General features: G+C 68.7%; 23 protein-coding genes. 7 read left to right on the forward strand and 16 right to left on the reverse strand.

Annotated features, from left to right (window positions below):
- Positions 1-155 precede the first annotated feature (155 nt).
- Positions 156-1,217, reverse strand: coding sequence for a protein kinase family protein (locus Pmi06nite_RS19165; protein ID WP_203954410.1), 1,062 nt, complete (start codon positions 1,215-1,217; stop codon positions 156-158).
- 36 nt (positions 1,218-1,253) lie between these two features.
- A complete protein-coding gene (locus Pmi06nite_RS19170) occupies positions 1,254-2,333 on the reverse strand; it encodes a winged helix DNA-binding domain-containing protein (protein ID WP_239114017.1) in 1,080 nt (359 codons plus the stop codon).
- Positions 2,334-2,494: 161 nt separating this feature from the next.
- On the opposite strand from Pmi06nite_RS19170, the gene Pmi06nite_RS19175 reads away from it, so the two are divergent.
- The gene (locus Pmi06nite_RS19175) at positions 2,495-3,070 is read left to right on the forward strand and encodes a P-loop nucleotide/nucleoside kinase family protein (RefSeq protein ID WP_203954411.1); all 576 of its coding nucleotides are present in this window, start codon (positions 2,495-2,497) and stop codon (positions 3,068-3,070) included.
- 39 nt (positions 3,071-3,109) lie between these two features.
- Here Pmi06nite_RS19175 and Pmi06nite_RS19180 read toward each other — a convergent pair whose 3' ends face one another.
- Positions 3,110-3,703, reverse strand: coding sequence for a TetR/AcrR family transcriptional regulator (locus Pmi06nite_RS19180; protein WP_203954412.1), 594 nt, complete (start codon positions 3,701-3,703; stop codon positions 3,110-3,112).
- A 79-nt stretch (positions 3,704-3,782) separates the two neighbouring features.
- Here Pmi06nite_RS19180 and Pmi06nite_RS19185 point away from each other — a divergent pair, with 79 nt between their 5' ends.
- A complete protein-coding gene (locus tag Pmi06nite_RS19185; RefSeq protein WP_203954413.1) occupies positions 3,783-4,736 on the forward strand; it encodes a quinone oxidoreductase family protein in 954 nt (317 codons plus the stop codon).
- 86 nt (positions 4,737-4,822) lie between these two features.
- Here Pmi06nite_RS19185 and Pmi06nite_RS19190 read toward each other — a convergent pair whose 3' ends face one another.
- Positions 4,823-5,767, reverse strand: coding sequence for an acyl-ACP desaturase (locus Pmi06nite_RS19190; RefSeq protein WP_203954414.1), 945 nt, complete (start codon positions 5,765-5,767; stop codon positions 4,823-4,825).
- Positions 5,768-5,992: 225 nt separating this feature from the next.
- Here Pmi06nite_RS19190 and Pmi06nite_RS19195 point away from each other — a divergent pair, with 225 nt between their 5' ends.
- Positions 5,993-6,958, forward strand: a complete 966-nt coding sequence (locus Pmi06nite_RS19195; RefSeq protein ID WP_203954415.1) for a serine hydrolase domain-containing protein — start codon at positions 5,993-5,995, stop codon at positions 6,956-6,958.
- Positions 6,959-6,977: 19 nt separating this feature from the next.
- Here Pmi06nite_RS19195 and Pmi06nite_RS19200 read toward each other — a convergent pair whose 3' ends face one another.
- Together Pmi06nite_RS19200 and Pmi06nite_RS19205 are read right to left on the reverse strand one after the other, a co-directional pair.
- Positions 6,978-7,388 carry a carboxymuconolactone decarboxylase family protein gene (locus Pmi06nite_RS19200; protein ID WP_203954416.1) on the reverse strand — a complete coding sequence of 137 codons (411 nt, stop codon included), beginning with the start codon at positions 7,386-7,388 and terminating at the stop codon, positions 6,978-6,980.
- Complete coding sequence (locus tag Pmi06nite_RS19205; RefSeq protein ID WP_239114018.1) at positions 7,385-7,801, reverse strand: MerR family transcriptional regulator; 417 nt, start codon at positions 7,799-7,801, stop codon at positions 7,385-7,387. The genes Pmi06nite_RS19200 and Pmi06nite_RS19205 overlap by 4 nt, the downstream gene beginning before the upstream one ends.
- Before the next feature lie 96 nt (positions 7,802-7,897).
- Here Pmi06nite_RS19205 and Pmi06nite_RS19210 point away from each other — a divergent pair, with 96 nt between their 5' ends.
- Both Pmi06nite_RS19210 and Pmi06nite_RS19215 read left to right on the forward strand, forming a co-directional pair.
- A complete protein-coding gene (locus Pmi06nite_RS19210; protein ID WP_203954417.1) occupies positions 7,898-8,287 on the forward strand; it encodes an ACT domain-containing protein in 390 nt (129 codons plus the stop codon).
- 60 nt (positions 8,288-8,347) lie between these two features.
- Positions 8,348-9,538 carry an aminoglycoside phosphotransferase family protein gene (locus Pmi06nite_RS19215; RefSeq protein ID WP_203954418.1) on the forward strand — a complete coding sequence of 397 codons (1,191 nt, stop codon included), beginning with the start codon at positions 8,348-8,350 and terminating at the stop codon, positions 9,536-9,538.
- 15 nt (positions 9,539-9,553) lie between these two features.
- On the opposite strand, the gene Pmi06nite_RS19220 is transcribed toward Pmi06nite_RS19215, so the two are convergent.
- The 6 genes from Pmi06nite_RS19220 to Pmi06nite_RS19245 all read right to left on the reverse strand — a co-directional run bounded on the left by Pmi06nite_RS19220 (position 9,554) and on the right by Pmi06nite_RS19245 (position 14,160).
- The gene (locus tag Pmi06nite_RS19220; RefSeq protein ID WP_203954419.1) at positions 9,554-9,982 is read right to left on the reverse strand and encodes a DUF3995 domain-containing protein; all 429 of its coding nucleotides are present in this window, start codon (positions 9,980-9,982) and stop codon (positions 9,554-9,556) included.
- 45 nt (positions 9,983-10,027) lie between these two features.
- A complete protein-coding gene (locus Pmi06nite_RS19225) occupies positions 10,028-10,516 on the reverse strand; it encodes an SRPBCC family protein (protein ID WP_203954420.1) in 489 nt (162 codons plus the stop codon).
- Positions 10,513-11,064 carry an RNA polymerase sigma factor gene (locus Pmi06nite_RS19230; RefSeq protein ID WP_203954421.1) on the reverse strand — a complete coding sequence of 184 codons (552 nt, stop codon included), beginning with the start codon at positions 11,062-11,064 and terminating at the stop codon, positions 10,513-10,515. The genes Pmi06nite_RS19225 and Pmi06nite_RS19230 overlap by 4 nt, the downstream gene beginning before the upstream one ends.
- Before the next feature lie 269 nt (positions 11,065-11,333).
- Entirely contained in the window at positions 11,334-11,807 is a 474-nt protein-coding gene (locus tag Pmi06nite_RS19235; protein ID WP_203954422.1) for a GNAT family N-acetyltransferase, read from the reverse strand.
- 93 nt (positions 11,808-11,900) lie between these two features.
- Positions 11,901-12,809: a hypothetical protein gene (locus tag Pmi06nite_RS19240; protein WP_203954423.1), complete on the reverse strand. Its 909-nt coding sequence runs from the start codon at positions 12,807-12,809 to the stop codon at positions 11,901-11,903.
- A gap of 253 nt (positions 12,810-13,062) precedes the next feature.
- The gene (locus Pmi06nite_RS19245; protein ID WP_203954424.1) at positions 13,063-14,160 is read right to left on the reverse strand and encodes a helix-turn-helix domain-containing protein; all 1,098 of its coding nucleotides are present in this window, start codon (positions 14,158-14,160) and stop codon (positions 13,063-13,065) included.
- Between the two features lie 382 nt (positions 14,161-14,542).
- Here Pmi06nite_RS19245 and Pmi06nite_RS19250 point away from each other — a divergent pair, with 382 nt between their 5' ends.
- Positions 14,543-14,770, forward strand: a complete 228-nt coding sequence (locus tag Pmi06nite_RS19250; protein WP_203954425.1) for a hypothetical protein — start codon at positions 14,543-14,545, stop codon at positions 14,768-14,770.
- Positions 14,771-15,038: 268 nt separating this feature from the next.
- Complete coding sequence (locus tag Pmi06nite_RS19255) at positions 15,039-16,376, forward strand: M1 family metallopeptidase (protein ID WP_203954426.1); 1,338 nt, start codon at positions 15,039-15,041, stop codon at positions 16,374-16,376.
- A 77-nt stretch (positions 16,377-16,453) separates the two neighbouring features.
- Here Pmi06nite_RS19255 and Pmi06nite_RS19260 read toward each other — a convergent pair whose 3' ends face one another.
- The 4 genes from Pmi06nite_RS19260 to Pmi06nite_RS19275 are packed head-to-tail and all read right to left on the reverse strand — an operon-like array spanning position 16,454 to position 19,542.
- The gene (locus tag Pmi06nite_RS19260) at positions 16,454-17,389 is read right to left on the reverse strand and encodes a DUF2332 domain-containing protein (RefSeq protein ID WP_203954427.1); all 936 of its coding nucleotides are present in this window, start codon (positions 17,387-17,389) and stop codon (positions 16,454-16,456) included.
- A 59-nt stretch (positions 17,390-17,448) separates the two neighbouring features.
- Positions 17,449-18,726: a cytochrome P450 gene (locus Pmi06nite_RS19265; RefSeq protein WP_203954428.1), complete on the reverse strand. Its 1,278-nt coding sequence runs from the start codon at positions 18,724-18,726 to the stop codon at positions 17,449-17,451.
- Position 18,727: 1 nt separating this feature from the next.
- Positions 18,728-18,928 (reverse strand): ferredoxin, encoded by a 201-nt coding sequence (locus Pmi06nite_RS19270; RefSeq protein ID WP_203954429.1) that lies wholly within the window; start codon positions 18,926-18,928, stop codon positions 18,728-18,730.
- A complete protein-coding gene (locus Pmi06nite_RS19275) occupies positions 18,925-19,542 on the reverse strand; it encodes a TetR family transcriptional regulator (protein WP_203954430.1) in 618 nt (205 codons plus the stop codon). Before Pmi06nite_RS19275 ends, Pmi06nite_RS19270 begins: the two co-directional genes overlap by 4 nt.
- Positions 19,543-19,548 lie beyond the last annotated feature (6 nt).

The following is a 19,548-nucleotide window of genomic DNA, read 5'->3' on the forward strand; positions in this document are numbered from 1 at the left end:
AAGCGCCGTTCGTGACCGTACTTTCGGCCGGTTGAGCACCGCGAAGCAGCCCGACGGCACGCATACGGGCAGTCGGTTGAGCGCCGCGAAGCGGCCGACGACACGAGGCAGAGCGAACGGCCGCATGATCCGGCTCACGGCCGGCTGAGAAATCGTCAGCCGATGGAAAGGCCGCATGCCGCGATGACCCGGTGGATCTCCTCCAGCGGGTACGGAGTCTGCCTGCTCTCTTCCTGGAGCTTGCGATAGAAGTCCGCCATCACCACGGCGAGGGGGCTGTAGCGGGTCAGGATCGCCGCGGCCGCCGCCGGGATTCCTGTGGGGCACTCGCCCTCGGCGCACGCGCGGACCAGCGCGTCACGCTCTTTCCTTCCGTACCCGTAGAAGGCGGTGACCAGCCAGTTCACCAGATGCGTGCTCGCATAGCAGCGGTCGTAGGTTCGATGCCGGTCGAAGAAGCCGATCTCGGCCTGCGACAGGTCGAACCGGGAAGAGAGTGCGAGGCCGTAATCGGCGAAGTAGAGACGGCGCCCGTCGGTGAGGATGTTCTCGAAGTGCGCGTCGAAATGCAGGAGCCCGCGGGTGTTCATGAACGAGACGCCGGCCTCCAAGCCCTCGTCCACCAGGGAACAGGCCAGGTCGGCGGCCTCCTCCCCCGCACGCACCTGCGCTCCCAGCCACTCGTGCAGGTTCTGCGGGATGTACTCCAAGAACAGGGCGACACTGGCCGAGGCCTGCCGGAGGGCCTCGATCCGGTGCCGGACCTCCGGTCCGCCTCCCCAGTAGGCGACGGCCCGTTCCTCCGGAGGGGGCGGCGGCGGCGTGTCCGGCAGCACGCGCCAGTGGTACATCAGCGGGAACCCCTGGAACTGCCCCGCGAGCACCCAGTTCGTGGTCATGGTGTGCACAGCGAGCTCCCGCCAGGCCCCGAAACCGGGCCCGCCGATGCCGTACTGGCAGAAGGTCGGAAGCCCGAACACGTTCGCGGTGGACCGGGTGTTCCGCAGCAGCCTCTCCGGATCGGTGAGAGGCACCCGCTTCACGAAAACCGGGGTCCCGGCGACCTCCATCAGCGCCGACCTGCCGCCGATGCCGGAACCGAGCGGGACGGCCGCGTCCACCAACTCGCGCAGCCCATGATCACTGCACAGGGCGAGGGCGGTGGAGACCGCGCTGTGAGCGGTGAGACGCCCGCCCGACGTGTCAGGGTGCTCCATCGCCGTCTCCCGTCGAGCCTGTGGCCGGCTCAGCGATCAAGGTCGCCTCGCCGCGGCGAGCAGGGCGGCGACGCGTTCGGTCTCGCGGCTCAACGCGGCGGCGGGCACGTCTTCGAAGAGGTCGAGGGCGATCTCGCCGTCCTTGGCCTCCCACACGCCGGCGACCCGCCCCTGGAAGACCACGACGGGTGAGATCCATCCGGCGGCGCGGCTGACCTTGGGCTTGGCCGCCCCGGGCAGCAGCGGCTCGAGGTCACGCGGCGCGCCCATGATGTATTGGTCGAAGCCGGGGAGAAGGCGGACGGTCTCGGATGGGCGGGTGGCGGCCAACGCCTCGACATGCTCGGTGAGCGCCGGCATCGCGCGCCCCTCGACCTCCACCTCGGTGACGTCGGGGCCGAGGTCGTGAAACCAACCGCGCAGCGCCGCCTTGGGGGTCTTGCCGCGGAACAGCCAGGTGTCGAACATCTCGGGCGTCGCGGGTCCGTGAGCGCCGAGGAAGGACCGGACCAGCCGGGTGCCCGCCTCCGCCACAGGAAGCGGCACGATGCCCGGCGCGGTGAAGGTGACCCTGCCCTCGCGCGGCGGGCCGTAGCACAGCTCGCCGAGGAAGCTCAGCGGCTTGAGCAGCATTCCCCAGCCGGAGGTGAGCGCCTCTCTCAGATGGGCGTCACCGGTGGAATCGATCACCGCCTCGACCAGCTCGTCGCGGGTCAGCGCCCGCTCCCCCAGCACCCGTGGCACCGTGTCGACGATCGCCTCGATCTCGGCGGCGGTGACGCCGTGGCCGCGCTGCCACGATCCCTTCTCCCACAACCGCAACGATCCGAGAGCACCGCAGTACATCGCCAACTCGTCGGCGGGAACCAGGTGCAGGGTGCCGCGCATGAGCCAGGTCTTGCGCAGCGTGCGCTCCCCCCACAGGGCGGTCTCGACCTCGCCGGGCCGCGGGTCCGCCTGCCGTATGGCGATCGCCAGATCGGCCGCCGAGGCCACCTGGCTCTGCACGCCGCAAAGCCTGCGAACCACCGATACGGCGTCGGCCCCGGTGCCGCCGACGAACTGGCGCTCCAGCCGCCAGGCGAGCACCTGCGGCCACGTCAGGGAAATGCTCACGACCCATGACTACACGAGACACGCGACAAGTGGCGCACGAACGATCGCGGAAACAAGCAGTCGCGTCCCTCTGCCAGGCCCCCGGACATGGCCCGCCGGTGTTTCGAGGGGCCCCGCCGGGATGCGAGAGTGTGGCGATGACGTGCCCGACGCTGATAGTCGTGAGCGGCCCCCCAGGCAGTGGAAAGACGACGCTCGCACACGAGATCGCCCGATCGCTCGGCTGCCCGGCGCTCTGCCGCGATGAGATCAAGGAGGGGATGGTTCACAGCACCCCCGGGTTCGAGGCGAGCGCCGGCGACCCGCTCACACGACGGACACTCACGGTGTTCTTCGACGTCCTCGCGACGCTGCTGCGTGCCGGCGTGACCGTGGTGGCGGAGGCGGCGTTCCAGGACAAGCTGTGGCGACCGAACCTGGAACCTCTCGGTGAGATCGCGGCGATCCGCGTCGTACGCTGCACGGTCGGCACCGGCGTCGCCCATGAGCGGATCGTCCGCCGCGCTCGAGAGAACGCGCACCGGGCGGCGCACGCCGATCGGGATCTGCTGAGGGCGATCGCCGACGGTGAGCGCCCCATCGAGTCGTGGGTTCCCATCTCCCTGGATGTTCCGACACTGATCGTCGATACGACGGACGGCTACAAGCCATGCATCGAGGACATCACCTCCTTCGCCGGGCAGTCGCCGACCGACAGGCGTGAACGAACGGGGATGACGCGCCGACCGACCCGGTAGGTCCTCGCGCCCGGTCGGACCGGCGCATGCCAGAGCCTTTCAGTCGAGGCCCGCGACGACTCCGAGGCGGTCGAAGGCCGCGGCCACGCTCGGCCACAGCGCGTCCGGGTCGCCGGCCGCGATCTCGTGACCGGTCTTGTAGCAGGCCCACGCGAGCTGGGGCGCCAGCGCGGCCGTTTCCGCCGATGCTCCCCGCTGCCGCAGATCCTCGCCCATCATCTCGACGATACGGCGCTGCTTACGGGCCGCGCGGTCGCCGAGCTCGGGGTTTTCCGCGATCAGCCTCTCGCGCAGGACATGGCGCGCGGTGTCCCGGGTGGCCGACGCGCAGACGGCCTCCGTGGTGTCGCGCAGCAGAGCCAGCGCCTCCGGCAGCGACGGCGGGTGGCCGCGCCGCAGTTCCCGTTGGCGCCGCGCGACGTCGTCCAGCCATTCCTCCTCGCCGGCGAAGACGACCTCCTGCTTGTCGCCGAAGTAGCGGAAGAACGTGGTGCGGCCGACCTTGGCCCGATCGGCGATGTCCGCGACCGTCACGTCGGCGTAGTCGCGTTCGGCGAACAGTTCGTAGGCGGCCGCGATGATCTCGTCGCGGGCCCGCTGCTGGTTGCGCGCGCGGAGGGTGGGTCGGGACACCGGGTCAGTCTAGCTCTGATGAATATCGATCCATTATGGTACTCAGTACCATCTAGGGACTTAATCCCAAGGAGTGAACGTGCGAGCAGTGCAGATCACCGAGTTCGGCGGGCCCGAGGTCGTGGCCGTGCGGGACGTGCCCGAACCCCGGCCGGGAGCCGGTCAGGTCCTCATCGACGTCGCGCGATGCGGAGTGAACTTCGCCGACACGCTGCTGCGCGAGAACGCCTACCTCGCCTCGGCAACGCTGCCGGTGATCCCCGGCATCGAGGTCGTCGGCCGGACCGCGGACGGCCGGCGGCTGGCCGCCATGATCCCCAACGGCGGGTACGCGGAGAAGGCCGTGATAGCCGAGGACGCCGCCTTCCCGGTGCCCGACGGTGTCGACGACGTCGCGGCCGTCGCACTGCTCGCCCAGGGGTTGACCGCCTGGTGGCTGGTCGACCACACCACCCGCGTGCGGCCGGGTGACAGCGTGGTCGTGCACGCGGCGGCGGGCGGCGTCGGCTCGCTTGCCGTACAACTGGCCAAGCTGCGCGGCGCGGGCCGGGTCATCGCCACGGCGAGCACGCCGGAGAAACGAGAGTTCGCGCTCTCCCTCGGCGCCGACGCGGCCGTGGACCCCGCGACAGAGGACCTCACCGGAGCGTTGTGCGCGGCGAACGGCGGCGAACCCGTGGACGTGGTCCTGGAGATGACGGGCGGGCGCGTCACCGACCAGAGCATCGCCGCTCTGGCCCCCTTCGGCCGACTCGCCTTCTACGGAATGGCCGGGAGGATCGAGCCCGAGCGGGTGTCACCGCGCGAACTGCAGCGCCGTTCCATCACCGTCAGCGGCTTCTGGCTGATGAACGCCCTCACCCGCGCGGAGACCCTCGTCAAGGCGTACACGGAGATGTCCGCGCAGGTGACCGCAGGCGAGTTGCGCGTGGTCCACGGTGGCGACCACCCGATGTCGGAGGTACGGCGCGCGCACGACGACCTCAGCGGCCGCCGAACCATCGGCAAGCTCGTCCTCGATCCACACAGATAGCACCGATCGGTTCGCTCTGTGCCGGAGAGTGCCCGGGGATCATTTGAAGACGGCGGCGGGCGGGAGACCGCCGAGGCGTCCGAGAGCTACGACGTCGCCTCGGCCCTCGCCCGCCGGGCGTCGCGTCGCTCCTCGAAGCGAGTCGCGGCCACGTCGAGCTTCGCGAGGAAGTCCGACAGCTCCTCGCGAGCCTGCTCCCCCTCGGCGTCGAGCCCTTCGATGTCGAAGGTCTTCCACTGCCGCAGCACCGGCAACAGGACCTCGTCGGAGTGCTGGCGCAGGTCGTAGATGCCCGCCATGGCGATCGTCACGGACTTGCGGGCGAAGCCCTCCATGCCCTGGCCCGGCATCTGGAACGAGGTCACGACATCGGTGACGGCCCGCATGGTCTGCGACGGGGCCAACTCGAACGCCGCGGCGAGGAGGTTCCGGTAGAAGAGCATGTGCAGGTTCTCATCAGCGGCGACCCGCGTGAGCAACCTCTCGCAGACCGGGTCCCCCGACACCTTCCCGGTGTTCCGGTGGGCGACGCGGGTGGCCAGTTCCTGGAACGAGACGTAGGCCAACTGCCGCAGCATGCCGTCGTACTCCGTGGTGAAGCCGTTCTGCATGTGGATCATCCTGGCTCGCTCCAGCGCGACCGGATCGACGGCCCGGGAGACGGTGAGGTAGTCGCGGATGGCGTACGCGTGCCGCCCCTCCTCCGCCGTCCACCGGTGCACCCACGTGCCCCAGGCGCCGTCCCTGCCGAATGTCGTGGCGATCTCGTGGTGGTAGCTCGGCAGGTTGTCCTCGGTCAGGAGGTTGACGATGAGCGAAACGCGGGCGGGTTCGGGAATCGAGGAGTCCTCCGGCGACCAGGCCTCGCCCTCCAGCACACCGTCGAACGTCCGGCCGTCGCTCCACGGGACGTACTCGTGAGGGAACCACTCCTTGGCCACCGCGAGGTGGCGGTCCAGCTCTCGCCCTACGACGGGTTCGAGCTCCACGAGAAGCTCCGTCTGGGTGAGCAGGCGAGACGCGACAGACATGCGGGACCTCCGAGTCAGCAAACCTACTATGGCGTAACCTACGCTAGCGTAGGTTACGGTTCAGCGAGCCGAACACCACACTCACTTCCGTCCATCGATCCAGCCGGCCGCATCGGCTTGCACGCCATCTCGATCCTCCAGAAGACGAACGGACATCCCGCAGGAGTTCCGTCGCTCTTCTCTCCGGATTGGCCCTTACACAGTGATAGGCCGTAGAACGGGATCATGAGCAGTCACATCCTCGCCGGCCGTCTCGCGCAGGCCATCGAGCAGAATCGCGTGCCCGATCTCCACGCCGTCGTCGCCGTCCGTCACGGACACGTGCTCCTCGAGCACTACGGCGAAGGCGAGGACTTCAAACTGAACGAAGCCCTCGGCCACGTGCGCTTCACGCCCGACACGCTCCACGACGTCCGCTCGGTCACCAAAAGCGTCGTCGGCCTCCTGTACGGCATCGCCCTGGCCGACGGCCGGGTGCCGGAGCCGGACGAGCCCCTGCTACGGCACTTCCCCGAGTACCCGGACCTCGCCGAAGACCCCCGGCGCGCCGCGTTGACGGTCGAGCACGCGCTCACGATGACGCTCGGGCTGGAGTGGAACGAGAACGTCCCCTACACGAGTTCGGCCAACAGCGAGATCGCCATGGAACTCGCCCCCGACCGCTGTCGCTACATCCTGCGGCAGCCGATCGTGGACGAGCCCGGCACCCGATGGTCCTACTGCGGAGGCGCGTCGGCGCTGGTGGCACGGCTCATCGAGAAGGGCACCGGACTGGCGCTGGAGGACTTCGCGCGCGCTCGGCTCTTCGAGCCTCTGGAAATCACGTGCTCGGAGTGGTCGACCGGCGAGGACGGGGTGGCCCTGGCCGCCTCCGGACTGCGGCTGACCCCTCGCGGCCTCCTCGCGATCGGGCGACTCGTGCTCGAAGGAGGCCGCGGCATCGTGCCCGGGCCCTGGCTCGCGAGGGCGCTGCGCCCACGCGTACGGATCGACGAGGGCTTCCACTACGGCTACCAGTGGTACGTCGGCGACACGTGGGCGGGCGGGTTCGGCAACGGCGGTCAGCGGATCCACGTGTCACCCGACCTGGACCTCGTGGTCGCGATCACAGCAGGACAGTACGACAGGGCAGATCAGCCGACCGCCTCGATCGTGCTCGACGAGGTGATCCTCAAGGGGATCGAGCACTGAATCGCCGCCCAGAGGGCCCTCAGCCGACAGGGAGCAGGCCGCGCTCGCCGAAGACCTTCTTGGCGACGAAGGTGGCGTTGACCGCCTTGGGCATGCCGCAGTAGACCGCGGAGTGCAGCAGCGCCTCGACGATCTCTTCAGGGGTCAGACCCACGTTCAGGGCGGCGTTGATGTGGACGTCGAGTTGAGGCTCACAGCCGCCGAGGGCGGTGAGCATGCCGAGCGTGACCAACTGCCGGTCGCGGGGGGCCAGACCTGGACGGTCGTAGATGTCGCCGAAGGCCCAGGCGACCACCTGATGGCCGAGTTCGGGAGAGATGTCGGCCAGGGTGTCCACGACCTTCCGGCCTCCCTCCCCGTCGACGCGGGTGAGGACCTCCATGCCGCGGTCGAATCGGTCCTGGCGGGTCTCGGCGGGGGCGGTGCTCATGTGCGTTCCGTTTCCGGCTGCGGGGACAGCAGCCGTTCGTAGTGGTCGATCTTTTCGTCCAGCGCGTCCGCGTTCTGCTGGAGGACCCGGATGCGCTCGCCGAGCCCGCTGCGGTGCTCGCGCAGGACGACCAGCCGATCGGCGACGGTGGCCCCGCCGTCGGCGCGCAGCCGGGCGAACCGCTGCATGTCGGCGATGGACATCCCGGTCGCCCGCAGCCGCAGCAGGAACTCCACCCAGTCGAGATCGGTCGCCGCGTAACGGCGCTGATTACCGGCGCTGCGCCTGACCGGCTCGATCAGCCCTGCCTTCTCGTAGTAGCGCAGAGTGTCGGCCGACAGCCCGGTGCGCTCCGCCATCTGGGCGATGGTGAGCGTCTCCTCCCCCAGCGAGAGGGCGTCTTCGCTGTTCACGAGGAGACACTAGAACTTGGAGTGCACTCCAGGTCAAATGGAGCGTGCGGAGCAGCGGAGACCGGGCCGGACGACGTCTGTGGTACACACCGTTCCATGAGCTCACCCGCTGCCCAGCACCTGGGCGTCGTGCCGTCCGTGTTCGCCGTCGAGCACCTCCCGCAGGCCACGTTCCCCGAAGACGACGAGTGGATCGCGCTGGTTCGCGCCCCGGAGGGCCTCACCGTCGTCCGTGAGACCTGGCCGACCGGCTCCCGCGAGCGATGGATCGGTCTGTACGGCGGAGCGCACGGCCTTGGCGTCCCCGGCATGCTGGCCGCGGTCGTGGGACCGCTGGCCGATGCGGCGATCCCCGTTTTCGTCGCCTCGACCTTCCATGCCGATCTGGTCCTGGTGCCCGAACCGAGGGTCAAGGAGGCCGTCGCCGTCCTGGAGGAGGCAGGGCATCGGGTGGACACCAGGAATCTGCGGTCAACCGACATCTAGCGGCCGCCCCGGTCGGAATATTCGGTCGCCGACGCGGCGGGAGCCGTTCAAACTGGCGGGATGGGACGGACAGTCAGCGCGTGGGTGACCGCGGGCGAGGAGTGCCTCGGCGTCCTCGGGCCGTTTCCGGTGAACGTCCCCTGGTGGTCGCAGGTCGAGCCGGTCGTCACGCACGTGGGACACGTGCTGGAGGTTCCGGTCCTGGTGCTGCGACTGCTGTCCGTCGACGGCGGGGAGGGCGGCCGCGACGGTCATGTGACCTATCACGTCGAAGCGCTGGAGCGGCCCGCGCCCGGGCGGCTGGCCGCACCGCCCGTCGATCAGGCCGCCCTCACCAAGCCCGAGGCCCTGCGTTCGCCGTGGGCCGGGATGAAGAGTCTGCGGGAGGTCCTCACCTGGGCGTCCGACGCGCTGGCCGCCGTGGGGCGCCCGGTCACCGGGCCGGTCGAGCAGCACAAGACGTGGAATCTGGCCGGGCTGTTCCGCCTGCCCACCGGTCAGGGCCCGGTCTGGCTGAAGGCCACGCCGCGCTTCGCCGCGGACGAGGCCGGCGTCATCGCCGCCTTGGCTCGCGTGGACCCTGGCCTGGTCCCGGCGGTCATCGCGGCCGGGGAGGGACGGGTCCTGCTGGAGCACCTGCCTGGCGAGGACTGCTGGCAGGCCTCCCCTGAGACGATCACCAGTGCGGTGAGCCGCCTCGTCGCCGCGCAGGCAGCGGTGGCGGATGGACTTCCGCCCGATCTGTGCGACCGGCGCACGCCCGTCATCGCCGAGCAGGCGCGCAAACTCCTCGCTGGCGAGGTCGCCCGCGAGCTCACCGCCGACGAGTTGCGGGCCGCGCGCGCACTGGTCGAGCGGTGGCCGACGCTGGACGAGTGCGGGCTGCCGGACACGCTCGTGCACGGCGACTTCCACCCCGGCAACTGGCGCAGCGACGGCGGCCCGCCGGTCGTGGTGGACTTCGCCGACGCGCATCTCGGCAACCCGGTGCTGGACGGGCTGCGGGTCTGCGACTTCCTGCCCGAGGCGAAGCAGGCCGCGGCCACCCGCGCGTGGATCGACGCCTGGGAACTCCAGGTCCCCGGCTGCGACCCGGCCCGCGCGCTGGCCGTCGCCGAGCCGCTCGCGCACCTGTCGTACGCGGTGCGCTATCAGGAGTTCCTGGACGGCATCGAGCCCTCCGAGAGGATCTACCACCTCGGCGACCCCGCCGCGACGATCCGTGCCGCCCTGCGCTGCGCACAGGGGTGAACCACCAGGCTCGGATCAGAAGGCCACGATGGTGGCCGCACCGCACAAGATCAAGCACATCGGGGTGTACGCGGTGAGGTTGAGCCGGTAGAACGCCGAATTCCGATCGGCTCCGATGCCCAGTGCCCAGACGATGCCGGCGCCGCCGCGCAGGAGTGCCCCGACGGCGACGGCGGCCGCCCCGGCGGACGCGATCCAGCCGGGCACCCAGTCACCCACCTGGCCGGCCTTGGCGAGGACCGCGGTCGCCCCGGCGACCAGGATGAGAACGATCGGCGCCAGCACGCGGGGGGTGAACGGCACCTCGAAGTTGAGCACCATCTGGGACAGCGTGCGTGTGTCGCGGGCCGGCCAGGTGCGGCCGGTCATCCAGTAGACGTGCACGAGGGCGTCGACGCCCAGGATCGCGGCCACCACGATGGCCGCCAGTTCGTGAATCCTCATACCTGGGAGAGGGATCCACCGGCCGGAACACTCCGGTGACGTGGCTCACATCGGCCGGCCTCCGGAGTCACCGTCGCGGTCGAACCGCGTGATGAAACGGCGGACGACGACTCGGCCGAGCAGCCGGTTGGCCGGGACCAGCAGCGGCCCGAGGATCCGCATGCCCGGAAACCGGAAGCCTGACATGTAGCCGAGCCGGGTGCCGTCTCCGTCCGGTGCGACGGCGATCCCGAACGACACGAAGCGGCTCTGCATGAGACACCAGCCGGGCCGCAGGATGCCGTCGAACGGCGCGCGGAGTCCGGACCGGCCTCGAATCATCGCCCGGAAGCGTTCGCCGTGCTGCTCGGTGACGCGAACGGATCGGACATCGGGCACCAGGCCGGGGAGCGCTCGTTCCAGGTCGCCCAGCACCTGCCACACGTCGTCGAAGCGGGCCGGCAGGTCGGTCTCGACGTACATGGCGCCGGGGATCGCCGCCGCCAGCACGCGCAGCCGGCGCAGGTCGTCGATCTCACCGATGGGCCAGGTCATCGGTCGCCCCCTTCTGTCCGCCATGCTCGCCGGAAGCTCTCACGGGCCCGGAACAGCCGGGACCGTACAGTGCCCGCCGGGACGCCGAGCATCTCTCCCGCGGCCCGCTCGTCCAGCCCCTCCAGGTCGCGGAGCGTCAACACCGCGCGGTGCTCGGGCGACAACCGGTTCAACACGTCACGGATGTCGGCGGTCAACGCCGGATCGTCGGGGGCGGGAAGTTCGATCAGCTCGGCCGGAGCCGTCCGGGATGACTGCCGGGCCACCCGTACGGCCTCCCGGACGGCGATCACGCGCACCCAGCCGAAGAGCGCGGCGGGCTCCCGCAGCGTCCCCAGTTTGCGCAGCACCACGATCAGGGTCTCCTGGGTGGCGTCCGGAGCGTCCTGCAACGCGATCGGCCAGCACAACCGGCGCACGTACGGGGTGATCGCCTCAAGCAGGTCATGCAGGGCGATCAGGTCGCCACGCTGGGCACTTCGTATCGTGGCGTCGGGCACACGGACAGGACCGGCGGTGGCCGATTCCGCCCGCTGATCGTCGAGCATGGTCACCTTCGTACGCGCTGTCGCAGGAACGAGATCACCGTACGCCGCGTCGTGCCGCGTGAAGGACCGCCCACGACCCGCTGGGACGGGCCTGCCTCACCTTCGCCTACGTGTCCACGCATTCCGCGCTCCTTCCGCCGTTCCTCACACCGGAAGGAGGCTCGCAATCGCCGTATCACTCCCGGCTGTGACACGGATCACGGAAATCAGCACAGGACCGGCACGCCGGCGGCTCGGCCTCAGGTCCCGATGACGCACTGCGGGTGTCGTCACCAAGGGCTGCTGCGATCCTGTTCGAGTTGCCGCACCATGACCCGGCAGACCTCGGGGCGACGCTCGCGAACACCATCAGGGTGGTAGACGACCTCCGTCGTGGCCAGCAGGCCGTGCGGCCATTCGGTGTAACCGAGGCGAAGGTACAGACGCTGGGCAGCGTGGTTGTCCAGATTCACGCCCAGGGCGACGTGTTTGTAGCCCCTCTCCCACAGTTCACGCTCGGCCACCTGTAGGAGTTCGGTGCCGATCCCCTGGTTGCGTCGTCCGGGAACGACTTCCAGGTGAGTGAGCAACGGGACGTCAGGCAGACGCGCCCGGAGTTCCGGCTCCTCGGCGGCGGCCAGCCACACGTAGACGTCCCCCACCGCGGTGCCGTCGTCCCACGCGAGCAGCAGCTGACCGTGCCCCGATGCCTGCCGGACGAGCCGGTCGGCGAAGTAATCCTCTTGCCCGAGCGACCGGACCACGGCGGGGAGATCCCCATCAACAGCCTGACGAATAGCCGATGCCCCCACAAACAAACACATTCCCGGCTAAAGGGCTGGTAAATCAAGACCCATCTACATCCGGCATCTCACCACATTCAGCGGGCTCTCCCCGCCCTTGACCAACCATTTCAGGGCACCCTCGACATCGGCCGGGGGCACAGGAACCCGATTGAGGTGATCCGTCCACCGGTCACGGTCTTCCGCCCACGCCTTGATGTAGGCGACGCAGAACTCGGCTTTGATGATCCTTAGCCGGCCGAGAGCCGCGAGCAACGAGGCCTCCATGGCCCGGGGGTTCGGATCCGACCCCGCCGGAAGGCTCCTGACCCGCCGCAGCACATCTTCGATGAAGCGTTCCCGATTGACGAGGAAGTGCTTCCAGTGCAGCAGATCTGCGGCCTCCTGCCAGCTTGTGTCCGTCTGCCCGTCGAGGAGCCAGTAGATGCCTTCCGCAAGTACATCGCCGAACTCCTGGTCTCGGGCTCGGCCGGGACGGTCGAAGGGATCGTACGGCCGTTGCTTCACCATGCCCGTCACCGCGAGAGGGCGCAGCGCCTTGTCGTCCAGTAGGTAGAACCAGTCCTCGTTGTACACGTTCGGAAAGAAGGAGGGGTTACTGGTTGCCTGCACCGCGAGAGCACCGCCCCCCACGAATGAGCCCTGAGGTCCCCTTGTCAGCCTGTGGGCATGGCACACCACCGAGTTGTCGGGATAGCCGCCGATGCGCATCCCGACCGCGTCGTAGTCGCTCAGCAAACCCGCGGCTCGCGCGACCTCCTCATGGCCGCCGACCTCGATGTCGTCGTCCAGGAAGACGATGCGCTGCCAGCCCATGAGACGCGCGAGGAGGAGCCCGACATTGCGTTTCGCGCTGAGATCGGTCCGCCTGTCGAACCGTATGCCGCGCAGGAGAGCGGTCGTCGCGAGGTCCGGCAGATTCAGCCGATCCACGTCGTCGATGTCGACGGCTATGAGTTTCACGTCGGCAGGCAGGCAGGACGCTGCCAGCCGTGCGCTGCTCCGACTCCGGCTGTGCAGGGATACGAGAGGACAATCCAGCTCGACGGCCAGACGAGCGGCGTGTCTCAGCCAGACCGGATGCCTGATCGTGGGGACCACGATGGCGTCGACGGTTCCGGTCGCCGCGGAACCGGACACTTCGTCGGCCAGGTGCCGGTGATCGCCGTGATGATTCTCCGACACGACCTCGTCTATCTCGTTCTCCCGCAGTCGATTAAGGCCATTCGTGCAGCCGGACGGCATCGAGAGTCCAGTCCGGCGTGACGACCACCCGGCCCTCGATCTCGACCCGCATGAGAATGCCGTAGGACTGCACATCGCCGAAGCGTTTTCTCAGGAACTCCGCGTTCCGGTCACGGAACCGTTCGTCGGTCAGCGCCCGGACCGCCCCGTACACGCCGCGAGGGTACATGCCGTTGCACATGGTCAGAGTGCGCTTGACGTTGTAGGGATTCTCACCGCGATAGAAGAACGCGACGTCCTCGAGCAATCGCAGGCTATCGCCTGACCCGTCAACGAGCGGGTGATGCCGACGCGTGTCGTCACCCTCGTCGACCTCGAAATACGTCCCTTTCTCTCTGTCCCAGTCGGCCACCTGCCGGACCGGAAGTTCGATCCGCTGAAGGACCGACTTCGTGATCCGGTTCCAGTCCACACCACCCAGCAGCACCAGATGGGTGGTGAGGTCGTCCGACGTGAGCTCCTCGGTCGCCGCACGCACGGTCACCAGGCTCCGGGGATTGGCCGCCCGAAGATGCCCGTGCAGTTCGAACAGCGAATCCAGATCCGAATATTTGTAGAGGTCGATGTAATCGGGCTTCTCGGGGTCCGCGTACGGGATCTTCACCCGGTCCGCGTCGGGGACCTCCGAACAGATGATCGTGATCGGCTTGCCGTCGCCGAAATGCAAGGGGCCCTCGATGAAGGCGGCCGGCAACGACGGGGACTCGTCATCCGCGGCCGCCACGGCGTTCTGTGACCGCTGCGCGTCCCGGCGCAGCCGGGTCAACTCGTCGAGCAGTACGGCGCGCTCGCCCAGTTCGTCCTCGGTCAGATCGGACAGGGACAACAGCCGCGGCGTCTCATCCGCCATCGATCTCTGCGTCGCGAAGAACGACGCGTATCCCTCGACCCTGTCCATAGGGGGGATCTTGGGCGCGCGCACGGACTCCCACGACGAGATCAGCGGGACGCTGACGCCGAGCGCCTCGCTGAGCTGCGCCTGGGTGATCCGGGTTTCGCGCCATCGGCTGAAGCGAAGTTCGCGCAGGCGCCGCGCCAGCCTGCCCTCCGCAGTGTCGTCGCCGCTCATCTTTCGCCTCATTCATCTGAACTTCAGTCATCTAACTAAACACTAAACCAAAGAGGGTCCGATGAAGAATCCGCAGCTGATGCGTAACGAAAGGATCCAGCTAGCGGACCGACGCGCAAGCGGAGCCCAACTGTAGCCAGTTCCCCACACCAATCGCACAGGAATGCCTGGGTTCAGCAAGGGGAATCAAAACTACAACAGGTTCGGTAAAGCAAGTGAACTTAACTGAAGTTAAGGAAGGAGGAAACCCGTGCTCGAGGCCGGAGACGACAAGACGTAGCGGCGAGCAGCGCTCGCCAGACGGCACAACGACCCGCGGACACCTCCTGGCGTCCACACGGAAGGGCTCCCATCCAGCACATATCCCCACCGGAGATGACCGATGAAAGCATTGAGCGCCCTCCACCCGATGGTGGAAACCCTCAACCCCGAAGACAGCCGAACCCTGACCCTCCTCATTCTCACGATCATGATCACGCTGGTGGTGGCGGCCATCCGGTGGACGGTCCGGCGAACGCGCGTCGTCCTCATGATCAGCGGCGGCAGCGTCCTTCTCGTGGTCCTCACCATTCTGATCACGGCCTACCTCGTCGCCTACGGGACGATCTGACCGCCGGTACGCGCACGCCGAGGCCCTGGGCAAAGGCGCCCAGTGAGCCCGGCTCGGTCCGGCGACGCGACGTCCGTCGCGACACGCCCGCGGCTGAGGTGATCGGCGGGTGGCCGACGGTCGTGATGACCTTGAGTCCATGGGTGAGTGCCGCCCGCGCATGAGCCGCGATAGCCGTAGAAAAGAGATCATTGACCGGGACTTGACAAAAAGTTACATTACGTCGGCAGATCGGGGGTCCCAGATGCTCGAAGGGAGAACCGTTCTCATGGTCCGACGCGTTCTGATCGCCGTCGCAGCCGTACTTCTGCTCGTCTGGGGTGTCCAGCCGGCCGCATCCGCGGCGGACGGCACTCGAACTCCATCGGCTCCCTCGTACACGGTCACCCTGACCAGTAACGCCTCGGGCAGCACGTGGACGGGACACGAGAGCGTCACCTTCACCAACCCCTCCGCGGACCCGTTGACGGAGGTCTACCTCCGGCTGTGGGACAACTACCACGGCACGTGCCCGTCCACGCCGATCACCGTGACGAACGTGACCGGGGGGACGCCGTCACCGTTGTCCGTCTCCTGCACCGCGCTGAAGATCACGCTCCCCACTCCGCTGAACCAGAACCAGAGCGCCTCGGTCGGATTCGACCTGAGCATCGTGGTGCCCGCCGGCGCGGACCGGTTCGGCCGCGACGGGTCCTACAACTTCATCGGCAACGCGCTGCCGGTCCTGGCGGTACGCGACGCGAGCGGCTGGCACCTCGACCCGTACTCCAACAACGGTGAGTCCTTCTACTCGCTCATCAGCAACTACTCGGTCACGCTCGACCACCCGACCTCGCTGCTCGTGCCCGCGACCGGCACCTCCGTCGACACGCCGGGGACGTCCGGCCGTACGGTCACCAAGGCCACCGCCGCCAACGTCCGCGAGTTCGCGTGGGCGGCCGGGCCGTTCGTGAAGACCACCAGCACCACCACCACGGGCGTCAGGGTGAACGTCTACCGGGTGAGCGCGATCAGTTCGAGCAGCGCCAACTCGATGATGACCACCGCGAAGAACTCGCTCGTCGCCCATGCCGGCCGCTTCGGGGCCTACCCGTACGGCGAGGCGGACGTGGTGCTCGACAACAACTTCTGGTTCGGCGGCATGGAGTACCCCGGCTTCGTGCTCGACGTGGTCAGTTCCACGGCACTGGCGCACGAACTGGCCCACCAGTGGTGGTACGGCATCGTCGGCGACGACGAGTACAACAGCCCCTGGCTGGACGAGTCGTTCACCGACTACGCGACCGACCTGTACAACAACGTCTCGGGCACCAACTGCTGGAACAACGTCACCTGGCAGTCGTCGGCCGAGAAGATCAGCAACTCGATGGCCTACTGGGACGCCCATTCGAGCCGGTACGGAACCGTCGTCTACACCTACGGAAAGTGCGCACTGCACGACCTGCGGCGCACGATCGGCACGACGGCGATGACGAACCTGCTGAAGAACTACGCCACCGCCCACTGGTACGGGATCTCGACCACCGCGGACTTCAAGGCCGCCGCCCAGGCCGCGACCACGGTCAACCTGTCGTCGTTCTGGACCACCCACCGCATCGACGGCTGAGCGGCGCGGCCCACCGGGCTCATCGGCTCAGCCGAATGGACAGCAAGCCGGCCTGGGCACCTCCGAACGGGCAGTCGTCACGCGAACCAGGCGATCGACTGCCCGTGCCCTCGGGTCCAGGCCAGCGGTGTCCCGTCCAGCGCGAGCACATTGTGCAGCGCCTCGTCCGGTGGCTGCGGCAACGCGTCATAGGACAGCACGTCGGGAGCCTCGTTCGCGATCCAGTGCCCGGGCAGCCCCCGTACCACCTCGGCGAACGCCTCCCGGCGCCGAGCCGGCACCTGGTACAGCACGGACGTGTGGAACACCACCAGCATCGCACCGGCCGGTGCCCGCCCGGCCAGCGCCGGCAGGTCGTCCACCAGGTCGCCGCGCACCAGCAGCGGCGGGTCCGCCGCCGCGACGGCCGCCGCGGCGCGCAGCCGGTCCCGGCGGTGGGCGTGCTCCGGCCAGATGAGTGCGTCGAGCCAGGCGACGTCCGCCGGGTCGGTCACATCGAGCGGGTTCAGATCGAGGCCCGCCCGCCACACCACATCCGGCAGGCCCGCCGGTGGCGTGAGTCCGGTGGCCGTGCAATCGAGGATCGGCCGGCCTGAGCCGACCACGTGATCGCCGTAGCGGTAGGCGTACCGGTCGGGGTAGAGGCACAACCCGGCGGACGCGCCGACCTCCAGCAACGCGAGCGGCTGCGGCAACGCCGCGAGCACCGGCAACAGGAGGGCACACCGTCCGGCCTCGTTCGTCTGCGTGGCCCGGGTGCGCGACTCCGCCTCGATCGCCCGCCAGTTCTCCACCACGAACTCGTGGAACGCGGCAGGGTCGTCGACAGGACCGCCGAGGAACCGCACGACGCCGAACAGCAGAGTCGGCTGCCTCTTGCCCGGCGGCAGCGTGCCGAGCAGCGCCACGACCTCGTCGTCGCGGGAGACCGCGAGCGACAGACGCTCGTAGGCGGGTGACACGCCGCGCGCCTCACGCACGGCGAACTCGGCGTAGGTCATGGCGATCGTCATGTCGTCATGCTTTCAGTGATGCACGCCTCCTGATTCCATCGAAGATCACAGACACTCGATCATGCCGGGCCGATGCGAAGCGGAAGCGTCCGCGGTCCGCGAACCTGACCCGCCGCCCAGGTCACCGCCGCCGGGTCGTGGAGACTGAAGTCCGGGATCCGCTCGAGCCAGACCTCGAGGGCGACCCGAAGCTCCATGCGGGCCAGGTGCGAGCCCACACAGCGGTGGATGCCGAGGCCGAACGCCACATGCCGGTTGACCTCACGGTCGATGACCACCTCACCGGCCCGGTCGAACTGGGCCGGGTCGCGGTTGGCCGCCGGGAACGACAGCAGAACCCAGTCCTCGGCCTTCATGTCGACACCGTTCCAGTGCATGTCCTCCTTCACCAGCCGCGCCATCGTCACCGGGGCATAGACCCGCAGGAACTCCTCCATCGCGGTCGGCAGCAACTCCGGCTCCGCCACCAGGCGCTCCCGATCGGACGGAGTCTTCGCCAGGTGCCACAAGGACGCGCCGATCGCGCTCCACGTCGTGTCGATGCCGGCGATGAGCAGCAGCGCCATCGTGCCGGCCACGTGGGACGGGTCGAGCTTGCGGCCGTAGAGCTCCGCGTTGATGAGATGGGTCGTCAGGTCGTCGCGGGGGTTGTCGACGTGGTCGCGGATCTGGGCCAGCAGATAGTCGAAGAGCTGCCCCATCCGCTCCATGCGCTCCTCCGGCGGGAGGTTGACGCCTTCGAGCGAGTTCTCGATGAACTCGCGGAAGTGCGGCCCGTCCTCCGGCGGGAAGCCGAGCATGTCGGCGATGACCCGCATGGGGATGTACTGCGCGTAGTCACGGGCGGCGTCGACGACGTCCCGTCCCTCGAACGCGTCGATGAGCGAGTGGCACAGCGCTCTCGTCGCCTCCTCCCGCTTGGCGACCGCGGTCTTGGTGAACACCGGGAGTAACAGCTTGCGCGCGTCGTGGTGGAACGGCGGGTCGGAGGAGATCGGCGGTGTGCCGCCCACCGGCGCCAGCTCGCGGGGCGGCCGGAAGTTGCTCATGATGATCGACCGTGAGGAGAAGCGCTCGGTGTCGTAGGCGACCGCCGCGACGTCCTCGTAGCTCGTCGGCAACCACCCGCCGCCGAAACGCTCGGTGTGCGCGATCGGGCAGCGCTGCCGCAGGTCGTCCTGGATCGGGTACGGGTCGGCGGCCCACTCGGGCTCGAGGTGGGAGAAGTCGGTCGCCCAGTCCGTGACCGGGCCGGTGACGATCTCGTTGCGCGTGCCGAGGGGCTGGTCTCCCCTCGTCTCGCGGAAGTCCCGGGTGAAGCGGTCGTCGAGAGTCATGTCAGGCCTCCTCGACCAGGTCGATCGCTCTTTCCGGACAGTTGGACACCGCCAGGCGCGCCACGTGCTCCTGGTCCGGCGGCACGGCGCTGTCGCCGGCGACTTGCCCGTAGCCCTCGTCGTCCTCGCTGAAGAGGCCGGGGGCAAGGTCGTAGCAGCGGCCGTGTCCATGGCACCGCTGGGGGTCGATCTGCACTTTCACTGAGTAGCTCTCCTCTGTGCAGTGATGTCGGTGGGGGCGAGGGCGGCCACGACCCGGGTGAGCAACGCGGTCCACTCCTCGTCGTCGACCGCGTGCAGGTCCGGCGGGATGAGCGCGCTGCCCATCGAGAGCAGGAGGCAGAAGTGGGCGAGCGCGTTCGGCGACAGCGCCGAGTCGAGCTCGCCGCCGGCCTGACCGGTGCGCACCAGATCCGCGACCCAGTCGGCGCGTTCGCCGACGTAGTCGCGCATCGGCCGGGCGACGTCCTCGTCGCGACGCGCGGCCACCAGCGCCTCGACGATGAGGTAGCCGCGGGCGTCGCGACGACGGGGAAGCCAACGGCCGATGACGAGAAGCAGCTCCGTGATCGACCGGTCGGGGTCGGCGGCGAACACGGTGGCGAGCATCCGCCGCCCATGAGCGCGCAGCGCCGCCACGAGCAGTTCGCCCTTGGAGCCGAAGTGCGCGTACAGCGCACCGTTGCTCACCCCTGCCGCAGCGGCGATGTCGGCCACGCGCGTGCCGTCGTACCCGCGCTGGGCGAAGACGTCGGCCGCCGCGCGCAACAACCGATCGCGCGTTTCAGCCGCCGTGACGCCCGCTATCCGCCCCATGATCGA

This window comes from Planotetraspora mira, from assembly GCF_016863275.1.
Classification (GTDB): Bacteria; Actinomycetota; Actinomycetes; order Streptosporangiales; family Streptosporangiaceae; genus Planotetraspora; species Planotetraspora mira.